16 protein-coding genes and 1 pseudogene (1 of these 17 only partly in view) are annotated in these 15,585 nt (G+C 64.2%); 6 read left to right on the top strand and 11 right to left on the bottom strand.

Annotated elements, in window-relative coordinates; translation table 11 throughout:
- The first annotated feature begins 50 nt into the window (after window positions 1-50).
- The 4 genes from EGH24_RS11550 (at window position 51) to EGH24_RS11535 (ending at window position 4,451) form a co-directional block, all read left to right on the top strand.
- The gene (locus EGH24_RS11550; protein ID WP_142980295.1) at window positions 51-1,613 is read left to right on the top strand and encodes a sensor histidine kinase; all 1,563 of its coding nucleotides are present in this window, start codon (window positions 51-53) and stop codon (window positions 1,611-1,613) included.
- A 177-nt stretch (window positions 1,614-1,790) separates the two neighbouring features.
- The gene (locus EGH24_RS11545; protein WP_142980294.1) at window positions 1,791-2,837 is read left to right on the top strand and encodes an ABC transporter substrate-binding protein; all 1,047 of its coding nucleotides are present in this window, start codon (window positions 1,791-1,793) and stop codon (window positions 2,835-2,837) included.
- Window positions 2,838-2,841: 4 nt separating this feature from the next.
- Window positions 2,842-3,696, top strand: a complete 855-nt coding sequence (locus EGH24_RS11540) for an ABC transporter permease (RefSeq protein WP_142980293.1) — start codon at window positions 2,842-2,844, stop codon at window positions 3,694-3,696.
- Window positions 3,693-4,451: an ABC transporter ATP-binding protein gene (locus EGH24_RS11535; RefSeq protein ID WP_394348373.1), complete on the top strand. Its 759-nt coding sequence runs from the start codon at window positions 3,693-3,695 to the stop codon at window positions 4,449-4,451. Before EGH24_RS11540 ends, EGH24_RS11535 begins: the two co-directional genes overlap by 4 nt.
- Window positions 4,452-4,497: 46 nt before the next feature.
- Here EGH24_RS11535 and EGH24_RS11530 read toward each other — a convergent pair whose 3' ends face one another.
- Window positions 4,498-5,649: a DUF63 family protein gene (locus EGH24_RS11530; RefSeq protein ID WP_142980291.1), complete on the bottom strand. Its 1,152-nt coding sequence runs from the start codon at window positions 5,647-5,649 to the stop codon at window positions 4,498-4,500.
- Between the two features lie 74 nt (window positions 5,650-5,723).
- A complete protein-coding gene (locus EGH24_RS11525) occupies window positions 5,724-6,521 on the bottom strand; it encodes an inositol monophosphatase family protein (protein ID WP_142980290.1) in 798 nt (265 codons plus the stop codon).
- A gap of 84 nt (window positions 6,522-6,605) precedes the next feature.
- Between EGH24_RS11525 and EGH24_RS11520 the strand changes: the two genes are divergently transcribed.
- Window positions 6,606-6,815 (top strand): hypothetical protein, encoded by a 210-nt coding sequence (locus EGH24_RS11520; protein WP_142980289.1) that lies wholly within the window; start codon window positions 6,606-6,608, stop codon window positions 6,813-6,815.
- Here the strand turns inward: EGH24_RS11520 and npdG are convergent, their stop codons facing one another.
- Window positions 6,816-7,484 (bottom strand): NADPH-dependent F420 reductase, encoded by a 669-nt coding sequence (gene npdG, locus EGH24_RS11515; protein WP_142980288.1) that lies wholly within the window; start codon window positions 7,482-7,484, stop codon window positions 6,816-6,818.
- 83 nt (window positions 7,485-7,567) lie between these two features.
- Entirely contained in the window at window positions 7,568-8,443 is an 876-nt protein-coding gene (locus EGH24_RS11510) for a TIGR01548 family HAD-type hydrolase (RefSeq protein WP_142980287.1), read from the bottom strand.
- 160 nt (window positions 8,444-8,603) lie between these two features.
- Here EGH24_RS11510 and EGH24_RS11505 point away from each other — a divergent pair, with 160 nt between their 5' ends.
- On the top strand, window positions 8,604-9,125 hold the full coding sequence (locus tag EGH24_RS11505) for an archaemetzincin family Zn-dependent metalloprotease (RefSeq protein WP_142980286.1): 522 nt from the start codon (window positions 8,604-8,606) through the stop codon (window positions 9,123-9,125).
- A 12-nt stretch (window positions 9,126-9,137) separates the two neighbouring features.
- On the opposite strand, the gene EGH24_RS11500 is transcribed toward EGH24_RS11505, so the two are convergent.
- The 7 genes and pseudogenes from EGH24_RS11500 to EGH24_RS11470 all read right to left on the bottom strand — a co-directional run.
- A complete protein-coding gene (locus EGH24_RS11500; RefSeq protein WP_142980285.1) occupies window positions 9,138-9,932 on the bottom strand; it encodes a DUF2797 domain-containing protein in 795 nt (264 codons plus the stop codon).
- 48 nt (window positions 9,933-9,980) lie between these two features.
- Complete coding sequence (locus EGH24_RS11495) at window positions 9,981-10,892, bottom strand: cation diffusion facilitator family transporter (RefSeq protein WP_142980284.1); 912 nt, start codon at window positions 10,890-10,892, stop codon at window positions 9,981-9,983.
- Between the two features lie 113 nt (window positions 10,893-11,005).
- Window positions 11,006-12,202 (bottom strand): mechanosensitive ion channel family protein, encoded by a 1,197-nt coding sequence (locus EGH24_RS11490; RefSeq protein WP_142980283.1) that lies wholly within the window; start codon window positions 12,200-12,202, stop codon window positions 11,006-11,008.
- 95 nt (window positions 12,203-12,297) lie between these two features.
- The gene (locus tag EGH24_RS11485; RefSeq protein WP_142980282.1) at window positions 12,298-13,173 is read right to left on the bottom strand and encodes a class 1 fructose-bisphosphatase; all 876 of its coding nucleotides are present in this window, start codon (window positions 13,171-13,173) and stop codon (window positions 12,298-12,300) included.
- Window positions 13,173-13,994, bottom strand: coding sequence for a class I fructose-bisphosphate aldolase (locus tag EGH24_RS11480; protein ID WP_142980281.1), 822 nt, complete (start codon window positions 13,992-13,994; stop codon window positions 13,173-13,175). Before EGH24_RS11480 ends, EGH24_RS11485 begins: the two co-directional genes overlap by 1 nt.
- Window positions 13,995-14,202: 208 nt before the next feature.
- The gene (locus tag EGH24_RS11475) at window positions 14,203-15,429 is read right to left on the bottom strand and encodes an outer membrane protein assembly factor BamB family protein (RefSeq protein WP_142980280.1); all 1,227 of its coding nucleotides are present in this window, start codon (window positions 15,427-15,429) and stop codon (window positions 14,203-14,205) included.
- A pseudogene (locus EGH24_RS11470) lies at window positions 15,429-15,585 on the bottom strand (DUF3209 family protein); it runs 215 nt beyond the window's last position. Before EGH24_RS11470 ends, EGH24_RS11475 begins: the two are co-directional and overlap by 1 nt.

Below are 15,585 nucleotides of genomic sequence, written 5' to 3'. Positions count from 1 at the left end.
GGGCTCATTGGACCCAAACATCCTACTAGGGTGAGTCAAAACGCCAACCAATGACGGACGTTTCCCCGCGCTGGACCCGGATCGGCGGACTGGTGATCGCGGGGCTGGGCTTTCTGATTACGCGGCTGTATGTCGCTGAAACAGTGATCGTCGGTGAGCCAGTCGCGTTCGGCCTCGTGAGCCTGCCACCGCTGGTGATCGGTCTCGGACTGACAGTGTACGGCGTCGTCCTCGCCGTCGGACGGTTCTCGCCGCTGTACGTCCGCACGGTGACCATCTGGTGTCTCCTCGGCATTGTCGGCCTCGCCACGCTGTTAGTGGCGACACAACTCGGCGCAATCCTCCGTGAGGGAATGATGGCGACGCTGATCCAGTCACAACTGCTGATCGGCAATCTCCTGCTCGGCGGCGCGGTCGTCGGCGTCCTCATCGGCGACCGAGCAGCCGCCAACGCTCGGAAGCGCGAGGAGATCCGGCGGACGGCCAACCGCGCTGCGTTCGTCAACCGCCTGCTTCGGCACGACGTGCTCAACGCCGCCGCGATCATCGAGGGCCACGCCGGCCTGCTCACTGAGACGCCTGACCGCCCCGATTCGGTTTCGGCGATTGACAACGCCGCCGGAACGATCAAGCGGACGATCAACGAGGTCGGCCGGATCGCCAGCCCCAACGAGGACCGCGAGATCAAGACGGTTCGGCTCGAACCAACGCTGGAGAGAGCTGTGGGGGAACTCCGCGAGTCACACCCTGACCGAGAGATTCGGGTCGATCCCGTGCCCGGCGACCTAACCGTCGCGGCCGACGACCGCCTCGATATCGTCGTTACCGAGTTGGTCGAGAACGCACTCATGTACGGTGGCGACGATCCCGTCCGCGTCGAAATCGAATCGACGCCGCAGTCGGTAGCGATCAGCGTCGTCGACGGCGGGGCGGGGCTGCCGGCGGACCAGCGGGAGTTGCTCACGACGGGCCGGTTCCCGGAGTACGACGATCCGGATGCTGGCTTCGGGCTACAGGCAGTCAGCCTGCTTGTCGGGCGATACGGTGGGCAGATCACGACGGCCGGCGGCGAGGACAGCGATGATCCACACCGCGTTACTGTCCAGCTTCCCCGAGAACCGCTGTCGGGCTCGGTGACAGATACGACCGGAATCAGTTTTCCCGCAGTCGCTCGCGCGACCACAACCGGGCTGTTCGCAGGGGTGCTCATGGGCTCGTTCCTGCAACTCACGGCAGGAAACCTCCCGGTCATCGGCGCGCTCTACAGCGTGAGCCACGCCGGGATCGGCTGGGTTACGCATCTCTTCCACAGCGTGATCTTCGCGCTGCTATTCGCCACCGGCTACCAGTACACCGACCGCGGCGCGTCGCTGTCGCCACCGCTGCGGGCGTCGCTGTTCGGCCTCGGGTGGGGGACAGTGCTGTGGTTCGTCGCCGCCGGCTTCGTGATGCCGGTGTGGCTGCTCGCGCTTGGGCAGTCGGCGATGCTGCCAATGCTCACGCCACTGGGCTTCGTCGCGCATGCGATCTGGGGGGTCGCCCTCGGCTGGAGCTACGTGCTATTGGGTCGCTCTGAACAGTTCGAAGCCCTGGTCCGACGGCGGCTGGGATGAGGGTCATTTTCCAGCTAGTATTGCGGATATATATGACACAGCGAGCCGACACGAATCGATGAAAAAGCTCCGACAGGTGCCGTACCTAGCGAAGTTGTGACACGAGCGAGTAATCGGTATCGGCAGGTATGCGACCTATCCGACGCTTAAACAGCATCCCTAGACGAATAGCGATAGATGACACAGAATCAGGCAACCGTCTCACGACGCGCGTATCTGAGCGGGCTGGCGACGGCCGGCGCGGCCGGCCTCGCTGGCTGCTCGGGCGGCGGCGGTGGCGCAGGCATCGACACGCTGCGAGTGGCCCATATGCCGATCTATCCCGATATCCAGTCACACATCATGCTGGAGGAGGGATATTTCGAGGAGCTCCCGGTCGAAGTCGAAACGAAGCTCTTCTCCGACGGTCCGAGCATCGTGCAGGCCTCAGCGACGGGCGATTTCGACGTGATGATGTTCGGGATCATCCCGGCAATGATCGTCATCGACAAAGGCATCCCGGCGAAGATCACGAACGCGAACATCGTCGACCCGATGTTGATCATGGGCACCGACACGTTCGCCGAGGATTATGAGGCGTCCGGAGCCGACGCTTTCGCAGCCTTCGAGGAGGAAAACGGCGAACGCTTCGAGTTCGGCACCTTCCCGCCGGGATCGGTGCCGGATATCACGCTGCGTTACTGGCTGATCGAGGAGTTAGGACTGGAACCCGGCAGCGACGTGACCGTCACCTCGCTGGGCGGTGCCGGCCCGGTTCGACAGGCACTGCTCTCCGGACAGATCGACGGAACGAGCATGATCGAGCCGGTGCCAACCATCGCGAAACGTCGCAACGCCGGCTACACCGATCTCGATTGGAGCGGTGACTTCTTCCCCGGTGGACAACCCGGCGCGGTCGCGCTCATGCACGAACGGATCTACGACGGCGCGCCCGAGATCGCCGAGGCGTTCGTCGAACAGCACATCCGCGCGACGGAGTTCGTCGAGGAGAACCCCGACGGTGCCGCCCAAGCGACGAGCAACGTAATCGGCAGCGAGTCGCTGCCAGTCGAAGACGCCCGTGCGGCGTTGGACTCCAAGGCGTCGAACTTCGTGTCCGACCCACACGAGATCGAGGACGGGACACCGATCTTCGCCGACTGGGCAAATCGGCTGGACCGCACCGAACAGACCCTGACCAACGAACAGCTCTTCGAGTTCAGCCACTACGACAACGTCGCCTGATCGGATGAGCATCGACACCAGTACAGACTCCGAAAGCGGGCTCTTCGCTGACGAGGAGCTACTCGAATCCGGCAGCCGGCGACGACTCCTCCGTGGCACCGTCGGAACCGCTGTCTTCCTGCTTATCTGGCAGGTCGCCGCGATGCCGGTGCCGACGTACCTGCTGCCGACACCGCTCGAAGTTGCGCAAGCCTTCATCGTCGAGTTGACCGCGCCAGCGACGTTCACCGTCCCGCTGCTCGGCGCGGAGTTCACGCTAACGCGGATGCTCGTCAGCCTGACCGACAGCCTCTATCACTACATTCCGGGGCTGTTCGTCGGCGGCGCGGCCGGCATCGCCACCGGAATCGCGCTGGGGTGGAGCGAGCTCCTCGACGACGCGATCACGCCCGTACAGCGCGTGTTGCGCCCGATCCCGCCGCTGGCGTGGATCGCCTTCGCTATTGTCTGGCTCGGCGTTAACCATCAGGGCGCGGCGTTCATCGTCGGCATCGGGGCGTTTTGGATCAACTTCTACAACGCCTACGCCGGCGTCAAGGGCGTCCCCCAGAGCACAAAGGAGGTCGCCGCCTCACTCGGCGTCGACAACGACCTCACGATGATTCGGAAGGTGATCGTCCCGCGTGCGAGCCCGGAGATAATGACCGGCATCCGGACGAGCATCGGTCAGTCGTGGATGATCGTCGTCGCCGCCGAACTGTTCGGCGCGCCCGGCGTCGGCTTCCAGATCATCAACGCCGCCCAGAACCTCGCGCTCGATGTGAGCGTCGCCTACATGTTCGTCATCAGCATCGTCTTTCTCATCAGCGACGGGATCTTCCAGCGCGTCGAATCGAGGGTTCTCGTATGGCGGGAATGAGCCAACAGCCCACCGATGGCAAGATCGTCGTCGATGGGATCGACAAGCAGTTCCGCTCGGGGTCGGGCACGGTCGAAGCGTTGCGCGACGTGAACTTCGCCGTCGAGGAAGGCGAGTTCGTCTGTATTATCGGCTCCTCCGGCGCGGGCAAGACCACGCTGTTCCGGATCATCGCTGGCTTGGAGGAGGCAACTGATGGAACGGTCTGGCTCGACGGCGAGCCCATCGAGGGGCCCGGCACCGACCGCGGGATGGTGTTTCAGGAGTACGGCCTGTTCCCGTGGCGGACCGTTCTGAAAAACGTCACCTTCGGCCTCGAACAGCGCGGCCTCGACAAACAGGCCCGACTTGAGCGCGCCCGGGAGATGATCGAGCTCGTCGGCCTCGACGGATTTGAAGACAGCTACCCCAAGGAGCTCTCCGGCGGGATGAAACAGCGCGTCGGTATCGCTCGCGCGCTGGCCGTCGATCCTGAAATCCTCCTGATGGACGAGCCGTTCGGCAGCGTTGACGCCCAGACCAAACAGCGACTCCACGAGGAACTGCTCGACATCTGGTCGGCGACGAACAAGACAGTCCTGTTCGTCACCCACGACGTTGATGAGGCCGTCACGCTGGCCGACCGGGTCGTCGTCCTGACTGGGTCGCCGGGGTCGGTGCATGAGGTCGTCGAGATCGACCTCGACCGGCCACGCTCGCGGACGGACGACGCCTTCGCCGGCTACGAACAGCGGCTCCGCGACGCCATCGAGTAACACGCCGGACGCTCCGCCTCCTCTTTTCGAACGCGATTACCGACAATTAGATGCCGAACGTCGCTCGCAACATGTCCCGCGTTCCAGGTCCGAGACCGACTGCGAGCACTGCCACCAACAGGAGGATCGTGTACCGCGGCGATTCCTCAAAGAGTTCGTCCTCGAAGATCCAGACCACGAACGTCGCGGCAGCGAGTTTGATCAGGAGGAACGGCCACGTATCGCCCGTCACCGCCAGCACTGACGGCGGGAGAATCGAGCTTGTGATGTCGACGACGGCCGCGTTGACCGGGTGTTTCGGGACGAGGTTTCGACCGGCACCGAGCGCGGGCATCCAGTCAAGGCCGACGACGTTGGCCGTCCCGTCGATGGCGTGGCCCCAGATGATGACCAGCCCCATGAGCCCCGTCCCGTCGTTGATGCTCGGCTTGAATCGAACGATGAGCCACCATGTCACCGCGGTGGCGACGGCAGCCCCGCCGAGGACCGCCGTGATAACAGGCCAGTTGATCGTTGCGTAAGTCGTCGTCGCGCCGAGATACGCGAGATAGAGCACCGAGCCGCCGAGCAGTACGGTGCCGATCACGCCGGTCGGATACTCGTATCGCTCGACGTAGCCCTGTGATTCCAAGGCGACGCCGAGCCCGATCGCGCCGAGCGTGACGCCGAAGACCGTGACGTAAATGAACGGGCTGATGATGAACGCGCTCCACGGAAACGGAATCAGCGGTTCCACACCAGCGTTGAGGGCGGCGATGCCGGCGTCTTCGACCGTCCGCAACGCGCCGCCGAACAACATGAACGGGACCAGCGCGTAGAAGAGTGCCCGGGAGTCGCCGATATCGAGCCGTTCGAGAAGGAGATAGACGCCGATGAGAGCGAACAGGAGGACGACGATGTAGCCGATCTCCGAGACCAACGTATAGCCGGGATAGGCGACGATCTCGCCGGCGGCCTCGCTGGCCGCGCAGGAAGTCGTCGAGGCAATGTACTCGACGCCGGAATCGCCGTTGACGGCACAGGCAACGCCGTTGCCGTCGGCGGCGACCGGACCCCAGAAGTACTGCCAGAGGAAGCGGTCATAGACGAGGTCACGAAACAGCAGCGACCCGCCGACCAGCGCAGTCGTCAGGACTGCGAACGTCGCCAGCCAGAGCCGTTCGGGAGACGTATCGAGCCGGTCGGGAAGGGCAACCATACCTCGCGTTCGGCCCGTCGCTCAATTGAGCGTTCCGGTCTCCTCTGGCTGTGTGAGGCAAGCGAACAGCCGAGCTAGTCTTCGATCCCACGAGTCGCCGCCAGCAGCGACTCGTGGAGTGAGCCGTTCGAGACGACGAGCCCGTCGGAATCGTGTCGCCAGCGATCCCCGTGTCGGTCAGTAACTTTCCCACCCGCTTGCCGGATGAAGTGGACGCCGGCGACGCTGTCCCACGGATGCGACACGAGGTTCGTAAACCCGCCGTCCAGTGAGCCTGCGGCGATCAGCGCGAGCGTTGCCTGCGCTGAGCCGAACCGCCGGAGGTCGTCGTACCGGGTGACGATCTCGCGGGTCGCCGCCGCGTACTCGTCGCGGCTGTCGAAATCCCACCACATCAGCGGGGAGACGGTTGCCATCTCAGGATCGTTCGTTTCGCTGACGCTGATCGCGGTCCCGTTCAGATACGCTGCCTCCCGGTCGGCGGTGTAGCTGTCGCCGAGGGCGGGTAACACCACGGCCGCGCCAACGGGTTCGCCGTCCTCGACGGCGGCGACAGCCGTCCCCCACACGCGGATGTCGTCGACGAAGTTGTTGGTGCCGTCGATGGGATCGACGATCCACGCCGGGCCCTCGTCGGGGACTGTTTTCAGCGCGTCGTCCTCCTCGCCGACGATCGGCTCGTCGGGGTAGTCGGCTTCGATGACCTCGATCACGCGGGCTTGGGCGTCGCGGTCGGCCTGCGTGACCACGTCGGTCTTGCTTTCCTTGGTCTCAGTAGCGATGCCCGTCCGGAACGATTCGAGGGCGAGCTCCGCGCCGGCGGTCGCGGCACGCTCGGCGGCTCCCGGCCGGCTGTCGTCGGCTGCGTTCATAGCGTCGTTTCAGTCGTCGCCTGTCTATATCCGTCGCTTCCGACCATCTTTTGTCGACCGCGGGTAACAATCGATAACGAATCGATGGGGCTGCGCGCGAAACTGCAGCGGTGGCTCGCTGACAACGCTGAGAAGGTTGGCGACGCTGATGAGGGGGCTGAAACAGCGGCTCCGGATCCAGCCGCCAGCGACGCGAAAACGACGATCAAGGATGCCGAGGCCACCTCGCTGCGAGCGATCAAACTCCCCGACGAAGAACGCGAGGCACTCGACGCCGACGAACGCGAGCCCTAATCAATCGAACCGGACGCCCAGATCGTGCAGGCCGTCGTTGTTCATGGCGACGTTGATCAACAGCGGCGTCACCGACTCGATTTCCGAGGCGTTGGCGACCCCGCCAGCGTCGAGCGCGCGGAGGCCGTTGATGTCCTCAGCGAGGCTGCTAACGGTGGCTTTGGCACTCTCATCGTCGGCGACGACGAGCGTATCGATTCCCAGGTCGGAATCCAGATCGGCCAGGCGGCCGGCCGCCAGGTTGTGGAACGCACCGACGACCGGCACCTCGTCGGGTGCGGCGTCGGCCGCGATAGCGGTAACGCTGCCGGCGTCCGGACGGTGATAGTGAAAGCCGTCCTCGTCGTGCTGCATGCCCGTCGCCGGCGAGACGAGGATGTCGCCCTCGGCGAGTGAGTCGGCGACGGCGTCGACCGTGTCGGCGACGTGGTACGGCGGGACGGCCAACACGACCACGTCGGCGCGGTCGGCAGCCATCGCGTTTTCGAAGCCAGTAATCTTGGCATCAACGCCGCGGTCGGCGAGTTCGCTCTCGTAGTCGTCGGCTGCCTCGCGGGCCTTCTCGGGGTCCCGAGAGCCGATCACGATGTCGTGGTCGCTGTCGTGGCCCCACCGCAAGGCCAGCCCTTCGCCGATCTCACCGGTGCCGCCGAGTAACGCGATTCGCATGGTCGTCGTCGGGCTTGTTCGGGTGTAAGCGTTACGTGACCGGCGGACTGGCCCGGTACCGATTCGGCTTGGCTATCTCGGGCCTATTCGATGCCCTGCAGATATTCGGGAAGATCGTTGACGGAATCGAGTACCGCCGCCGCGCCAGCGTCCGCAAAGGCAGCGCGGCCCGCCTCACCGGTCAGCCCGCCGGTGAGGACGCCGATTCCCTCGTATTCGCGGCGTTCGTCCTCCTCGGCCGCGTTGACTGCGGTTCGCACGTCATCCAGCGTGTCGCCGACGAAGACGACCGTCTCGGCGTCGAACCGCTCGGCCAGCGTCAACAGCGCGTAGGGATGGGGCTTCCCGTGCTCCCAATTGTCCATCGTGAATCGTCGGTCGTCGGCGACCGAGAGGCCGACGCGATCGAGTGCGATCGTCGCCTCAGCGGCGGGACGACCGGTGACGACGCCAACGTCGTAGCGGTCGGTCAGCGTGGTCAGTGTCTCGCTCTCGACGAGCACGGGCTCGTCGTGGATGTAGCCCGCCGCGTCAAACAGTGGATCGCCGCCTTCCAGTTCCGCAAAGAGGTCGCTCCCGAGATAGAGGGCCTGAAACACCGTGCGGAGCCGGTCTGGGTCCCACCGGTCAGTGATTTCGTCGTAGTCGCTCGCCGATAGCTCTGTTTCGAGGACAGCTTTCGTTCCGTCGAGCCCGCCGCCAGCGTCGGCGATCCGATCGGCGAACGTCGCTATGTCCTGCTCGAATCCCTGCTCGCGGGCGAGGACGTAGAGCGCAATCGCGTCGGTGACAAGCCAGTCGTTATTGAAGCCGCCGGCGTCTTTGAACGGCTGGATCGCATCGCGGTCGAGCGTCTCGCCGTAGACGCGGCGGACTGATTCGATGACGGCCCGGCGGTAGGAGTCGGCGACATCGACCAACACGCCGTCAATATCGAGCACGACGGAGAGAGAACTCATTGGGTGGTCGTGACCGGCCGGTAAAAAAAGCGTACCGAGATATGGCTGGCAAACACCGGGCGGGCGTCGCCGTGGCGGCGGCCAGCGAGCGTCAGACAATCGCACGACGCCGCCGAGGTTTGGCGTGAAATTTAAGAACCGGCTTGTCATAGGTACCCTCATGCATGCCGACATCGTGCCGATTGGGGACGTTCCCGCCACGGTCAAGCGGGAGTCGTCGGCTGTCCTACGGTCGGTCTACGACTGCGACGTGACCGTCCACGACAGCCAGTCGATCCCCGACGGCGCGTTCGACCAAAACCGGAACCAGTACCGGGCGGAGGATTTCATCGAACTCGTCAGCCGTGTCGGCACCGGCGATACGAACATCGGCATTACGGGCAACGACCTCTACTACCGTCGCCGGAACTACGTCTTCGGGCTTGCGTATCTCAACGGCAACGGCTCGGTGATCTCGACATATCGCCTCCGCACCTCCTCCGATGGCGGCATCACGAGCAAACCGGAAGACGAGGTTTTCGCCGACCGCGTCCGNAANGAGGTCGTCCACGAGATCGGCCACACNCTNGGGCTNGANCACTGNGACAACNNCNNNTGNGTNATGANCTTCTCGCCNACNGTNCGNGAGGTCGACGTGAAAGANGAGAACCTCTGTGGCTCCTGTAGTCGGATTCTGCGGTAACGCCTGAATTTTTTACTCGAACGAACCGAGACTCGACTGGAGTTCCCGGCTACTGCGTCCCGCAGTTACTTCGTAGCCGACCAACTCCCGCATGTCGACGGCGTACGTCGATCCGTCGCGGTCAACGATCAGCAATCGGCCTTTCGTTCCTCGCACGGTCCCGGCCGCGACGGTTTCGGCGACCGGCTGGCTGTTGAGATCGAGACCGTAGTCGAACTCGAATCGCTCGATCGGATCAAACTCTGCCAGCAGTGCTTCCCATGCGTCGGTGTCGACAGCGCGACCGAGACCAGCCTGTTTGGTCGGCACGCGAACGCGATCCGGAACGTCGGCAGCGATCTCGGCTTCACGCTCGCGGGCGATTCGGCCGTTGTCGACGGTGGCGATGTGGGCGGCACGATCGGCTCCCTGCTCGCGCAGCCGGGTTTCGAGTCGCCAGTGCTTCGTGACGCCGACTTTGAACGTCGCCGGCGCGAACGCCGCGAGATAGATCGCGTGGTCGTCGTAGCAGTCCATTTCGTCTTTCAGGCAGGTACCCGTACAGCGTGCACAGACCCACGTGCTGTCGTGGTCTGGACAGTAGGGTGCGGTTGGGTTCGAGCAGGCGATGTGGCGGTCGTCGTGGATCATCCCGGCACAGCGGCGGTCGCCGAGGCTGTATTCGAGTTCGGTGCCGGGGTCGAGCGACCGGTAGGTGATCTGATCGTTGGCGTCGTCAGCGGTGACTCCCGCATTCGACTTAGAATCGCTGTGGCCGCCGCTCAATAGGAGGCCACCATCAGCGGCATCGTAGCCAACGATCTGCACACTGGGAATTCGATAGCCGGGAGTAAATCGCTGTCTATCGTTACCGGGTTAGTCGTCCTGCGGCTCGTGGGCTGCATCCTTCCACTCGCCGAGCCCAGCCGGATCGAGATGAATGTGCGCGTCGCCAACATCGCCGAGGGCAGTGAGTTGATCGACGAGTTCGGATTCGATGTCGTGGGCTTCGCGGATCGTCAACTCACCGTCGACCTCGACGTGGGCTTCGACTTCCAACACAGTGCCGTCGTAGAAAACCGTCAAGTCATGATAGCCTTCGACGGCGGCGTGGTTGGCGATGATCGCCTCGATCTCCTCGCGCTTGCCGGGTGTTGGGGCCGCACCGACGAGGTAATCCAAGTTCTCGCGGGCGATCTCGACGCCCTGATAGATGACCAGCAGGCTCACGAGCGCGCCCGCGACTGGATCAAGGATTGGGAACCCAAGTCGGACGCCGATGACGCCGACGACCGCGGCGACCGTGGTGTAGATATCGTTGAGGCAGTCCTTCGCCAGCGCGGTCAGCGCGGTCGAATCCAGCCCGACGTTGGCTCGCTCGGTGTACCAGTAGGCGAGATACATATCGACCATCGCAAAGCCCAGCGCACCGAGCAAGTAGTAGCTGAACTCGATTTCGGAGCCAGCCAGCAGCCCGCGGGTGGATTCGTAGAGCAGATACCCCCCAAGGAGGAAGATCACCGCGCCGACGAACAGCGCGGTCAGCGGCTCGATACGCGCGTGACCGTGGGGGTGGTCAACGTCGGCAGCGTCGTAGGAGCTGCTGCCCCACACGAGGACGACACCGCTGGCGACGAGGTCGGCCACCGAGTGGGCCGCGTCGGCGACGAGGGCGACCGAGCCGAACGTGATCCCCACCGCACCCTCGGCGACGATCTTGGCGACGTTGGCGACGACGTTGACCCACGAGGCGCGACGAAACCGGTCTCGGGCGTCCTCGCGGTTCATACCGGAATTAGAGCCAGTCGAAACTTGAGGATTTGGGTTCACCGCATCTAAACCCGACTTTTGTCCGGTCTACCGACTGGTTTCAGCGGTTCTCGTATTGAATCGGCGCGGCATCACTCCTCGGCGTCGTCGGTTGCCGCCGGCTGTGTCACCGTCTCCGGCTCGGAGACATCACGGCTGCTGACCGTTCGCTGCGGGAACGGAATACTAATCGATTCGGTGGCGAATCGCTCTTTGACCGACTCGACGACGCCCGCCGTCGCGTGCCAGCGGCGTTGCGGCGTCGGCGGCGCGATCCAGAATCGAATATCCAGCGTCACTGCCGACCCGCCAAATGCGACGGGGAAGACCTGCGGTTTGGGGTTGTTTTCGACCATTTTGAGCCCTTCGACGGCCTCACGAGCGACTTCCTTGGCGTGCTCGGGGTCGTCGTCGTAATCGATCCCGACTTCGAGGTGGATGCGGAGTTTGCCGTCGCGGCTCCGGTTCGTGATCGCTTGGTTGGCGACGTTGTCGTTCGGGATGACGACGTGTTCGCCGTCGAAGTTCCGCATGATCGTGTTCATGATCGTGATCTTGGTGACGATTCCTTCCTCCTCGCCGATGGCGACCCAGTCGCCGATCTCGAAGGGTCGAGAAAACATGAGCACGAAGCCGGCCAACAGCGACCCCAACGTCTGGCGGGCCGCAAGCCCGATGACGACGCCGAGGAAGCCTGCGCCGACCAACAGACTCCCAATATCGATCCCCCAGATCGTGAACACCGCGACAACGACGACGAGGATCAACGCGACCTGCAACACCCGCGTCAGGATCTGCTCTTGGTGGGCCGTGACGCGGGCCGTGTTGGCGGTGTACTCCCTGACGATGTCGTGAATGAAGTCGTTGACGACGAACGCCGCCAGCAGGACCAGCCCCGTCGAGACGAACCGCCCGACCGCCGGCAACGCGAGTTGGCTGATCCCGATCAACTGGAGGGCTGTGCTGATCTGCCCCCAGACGACAAGCAGGACGAATGCCGTCCCGGAGAGAATGAGGAGTTGGACGAGGCGAATGAGGATCGTCACGAGCACGCCAATCGGCGCGACTGAATCGACCCGCTCGAAGGTCTCGCTGGCCGACTCGCCGAACCGCCCCCGAGCCCACTGCGAGACGAACCCGCGAAGGCGGGCGGCGACCGTCGGGACGACCACTCCGGCGACCACCAAGGCACCGACGGCGATCAGGATGCTCGCTGTGATCCGCAGTTCGGTCGAGACGCCGTCGACCAATACGGATTCGACCCACGATGTGACGCCGGAAACCGCCATACCAGTCCCTGACACTAGAGCATAAAAACGATGCTGATGTGGGGAAGGCCCGCCACGCCCGCGATGCCGCCGCCGGATGCGTCGTCGACGCGTTGTTAGTCGTGAGCGGCGAGCGTCGCTTCGAGTCGATCGATCATCTCGTCGTTGCCGAGATGGACCGGCACGCGCTGATGGAACTTCTCGGGGTCGACATCGAGGATCGACTGCGTTCCATCGGAGGACGCCCCGCCGGCGGATTCGATGATGTAGGCGATCGGAATCCCCTCGAACTGCAGACGGAGTTTCCCGTTTTCGGCCGATTTGAGCGCGGGATACGAGAAGATCCCACCGTAGGTAATCACCTGGTTCACGTCGGCGACCATCGCGCCGCCGTATCGGAGTTTGTACTCCTGTTCGATGGCGCGGATGAACGCCGAAAAGCCCGGCGTCCAGTCCGGTACGCGGCCGCCCATGCCGTAGACGGTCGGCTCGTCGGGCAGCGTCACGTCGTCGTCGATCACGTCGATCTCGCCGTCGCCGACGTTGGCCTCGTAGACCTCACCGTCGCGGGCGACGGTCATCGTGAGGATCGGGCCGAAGAGGACGAAGCCCGAGGCGAGCAGACGGTCGCCACCGGCCGGGAGGTCGCCCTCGTAGACCGCGATGATCGTCCCCATCGGGCTGTTCGGCTTGATATTCGAGGAGCCGTCCAGCGGGTCGCAGGCAACGGAGACCTCGCCGCTGCCGACATCAATGGGTTCGGCCTGCTCCTCGCTGGCGTAGGTGCCGACGCCGTCGATCCCGCCGAGGGCTTCCTCGATGAGTTCGTCGGCGTACGCGTCGGCCTCCAAGCGGGTTTCGCCCGAGGGATTGACCTCGTCGCTTTTGACACGCCGGCCCGGCAGTGATGCCCGAATCTCGGGGGCCAGTTCGGCCAGCGTCTCGAAGATGGCGTCCAACTCCGCCTCGTAATCGCTGGTGTCAGCAGGCATTAGAGGGCCTCGGGGTTCGACGGTTCGACGCCCATCGTATCGAGGGCGTCGGCGACGCTTGCGTCCTCGAAGATGACGGCTTCGAGGCCGTCGAGGATCTGTTCGGGGTTATCGCGCTGGAAGACGTTGCGACCGACAGCGAGGCCGTTCGCACCGGCGTCCATCGCGTTGCGAACCGTCGTCAGGAACTCCTGATCGTCGGTTTTCGAGCCGCCGCTCATGACGACCTTGGATTTGGCCGCTTGGTTGACAGCGTGGGCCATCGCCTCCGGCGAACCGGGATACTTGACTTTCGTGATGTCCGCACCGAGTTCGAGACCGAGTCGCGTCGAGTAGGCGATAGTGTCGGGCGTGGTCGCGTTNTTNAGNCCCTGNCCGCGCGGGTANGACCACATGACGACNNNGAGGTCGTGNNNGCGGGCGGCCTCNTGNGCGTCGCGGAACTCCTCGNCCATCTCGATCTCGTNGTTNGAGCCGCCNTANANGGTGAANCCGATAGCGTCCGCGCCGACTTCGGCCGCGTTTTCGACCGTCCAGTTGACCGCCGAGTTGGGCTCACCCATCCAGAGGTTCGAGGTGCCGTTGAGTTTGGCCAGCAGTGTTACCTTGTCCTCATAGGAGGGGTAGTAGCCTTCGGCGATCCCTTTCTGGACGGCGACTGCGGTGACCGCGTCGTGGGTGCCGATTTCGAACACTCGGTCGGGGTCTGCCGTCGCCGGGTTCGGCTCGAAGTCAACCGGGCCGTGCTCCAAGCCGTGATCGTACGCCAGAATCAAGGACTTCTCGTTCCGTGTGATTGCGGAATCAGCACCAGGGATCATCGTTTTTACTATCAGTAAACTATGCTAAAAGTGCTCTGGTGACCCTACTTTTTCTGAGAGGTTTCGGTTCCGATAGGCTGCTCGTCACGACTGCTACCGGCGGTTCCCGCTGACAACACGAAGGATGGATTGGGTGGGATCAAGGCTGTACGGTTCTGTCGCGCTGCCGACACTGCCCAACTGGTCGACGCGAATCCGTCGAATCGACTCAGCGAGTATCGATGTGAACTGCATACGACCCGCGCGTCTCCCCCTCGTCGTGGTACACGATCGGCTCCTCGACGGCTGCAACGCTGTCGGCGTCGACGGCCGCTGCCGTCGGAATCCCCGCAAACGAGTGGGTAGCAGTCTCACCAGTTGGGAGATCGAACGTCCGCAAGGCGTGGGCCGCTGGATCACGCACGCGGAAATTCTGTGCGCAGGGGACGACCAGTCGGCTGCCCGCTGTCGCCACGCCGTGGACGAACCCACCGAGGTCGGCGTCCCACAGTTCGGAGCCCTCGGTATTGACTGCGACGAGCCGGTGTTCGTGTGGATGTTGTCCCTCGGTTTCGCGTCCTTCGACCGGATAGGTGTTCCCTGTGAGAAAGGCCACGTGACCAGCAGCAGCGTGGACGTGGTTCGGATAGGCGTACAGACGTTCGCCGTCGATTTCGGTTTCGACCGCGAGATCGACCCGCCACTGTCGGCTGCCGTCGTCGGCATCGAGCGCGTAGCCGCGCTTGTCGCCGTGGCTCGTCACCGCCAGTCGGTCGCCGTCGAAGGACACGTCGCCGACGCGGCGGTCGCCGGCGGTACCGGGGTCCCACCGCCACGCCGGCTCGCCGGTGTCGCTATCGAGAACGACGAGGCCGTCGTCGTGGTCGCCCATACAGCGGTTGTAGCCGACGGCGAGACGGTCGCCCGACGCATCGAGATCGAGGGCAATAGGCGAGGCGTCGACGGCGAACCGCCACGCGACGCTGCCGTCGCTCCCGAACCTGTAGACGGTACTGTGCCAGCGTCGTGTCTCGCCATCGCGCTCGTAGCGGCGCGCGGCGGCAAACAGATGGTCGTCGCCAGCGACGCAGTCGACAACGTAAGGCTGTTCGAAAACGCGATCCGAGGTCGGCTCACCGATGTCGCCGGCGGTCGCATACGACCACTGTTCGTCGCCGTCGGCGTCGTAGGCAGCGATCCGTCCTGCCTCGCCGCGACCGGCTGCGATGATCGAACCGTCGACTGCGAGGAGACCCGCCGGGCTGTCGTCGTGGTCGGTCTCCCACGCCGTCGTCAGCGATTCACGGTCGAAAGCGGTGATTGCACCGTCCCACTGGCCGACAACGACGTGGCTGTCGGTGAGTGCGACGCTCGATCGGGTCCACATGTGGCGGCTTCGTGCGGGGTCGATCTCGCCGAGATCGACCGTTCGGAACCCCTCGCTTTCGGCGGCCATCAGTCCTCGATCGGGAACGTCTCGTGGAGCACGTCGTGGGCCTCGCCGAGTCCCGCAAGCACGCTGTTGCCCTGGGCGGTGATGCGGTGGACCGCNCGCTCNGCGTCNCGGACGGCGACGAGTCGGCCGCGNAGGTANTCGTACTCNGGGTCGTCG

The sequence above is a fragment of the Halonotius terrestris genome, from assembly GCF_006861665.1.
GTDB lineage: Archaea > Halobacteriota > Halobacteria > Halobacteriales > Haloferacaceae > Halonotius > Halonotius terrestris.
The sequence above is the reverse complement of the archived record's forward strand: the minus strand, read 5'-3'. Positions and strand labels throughout refer to the sequence as shown.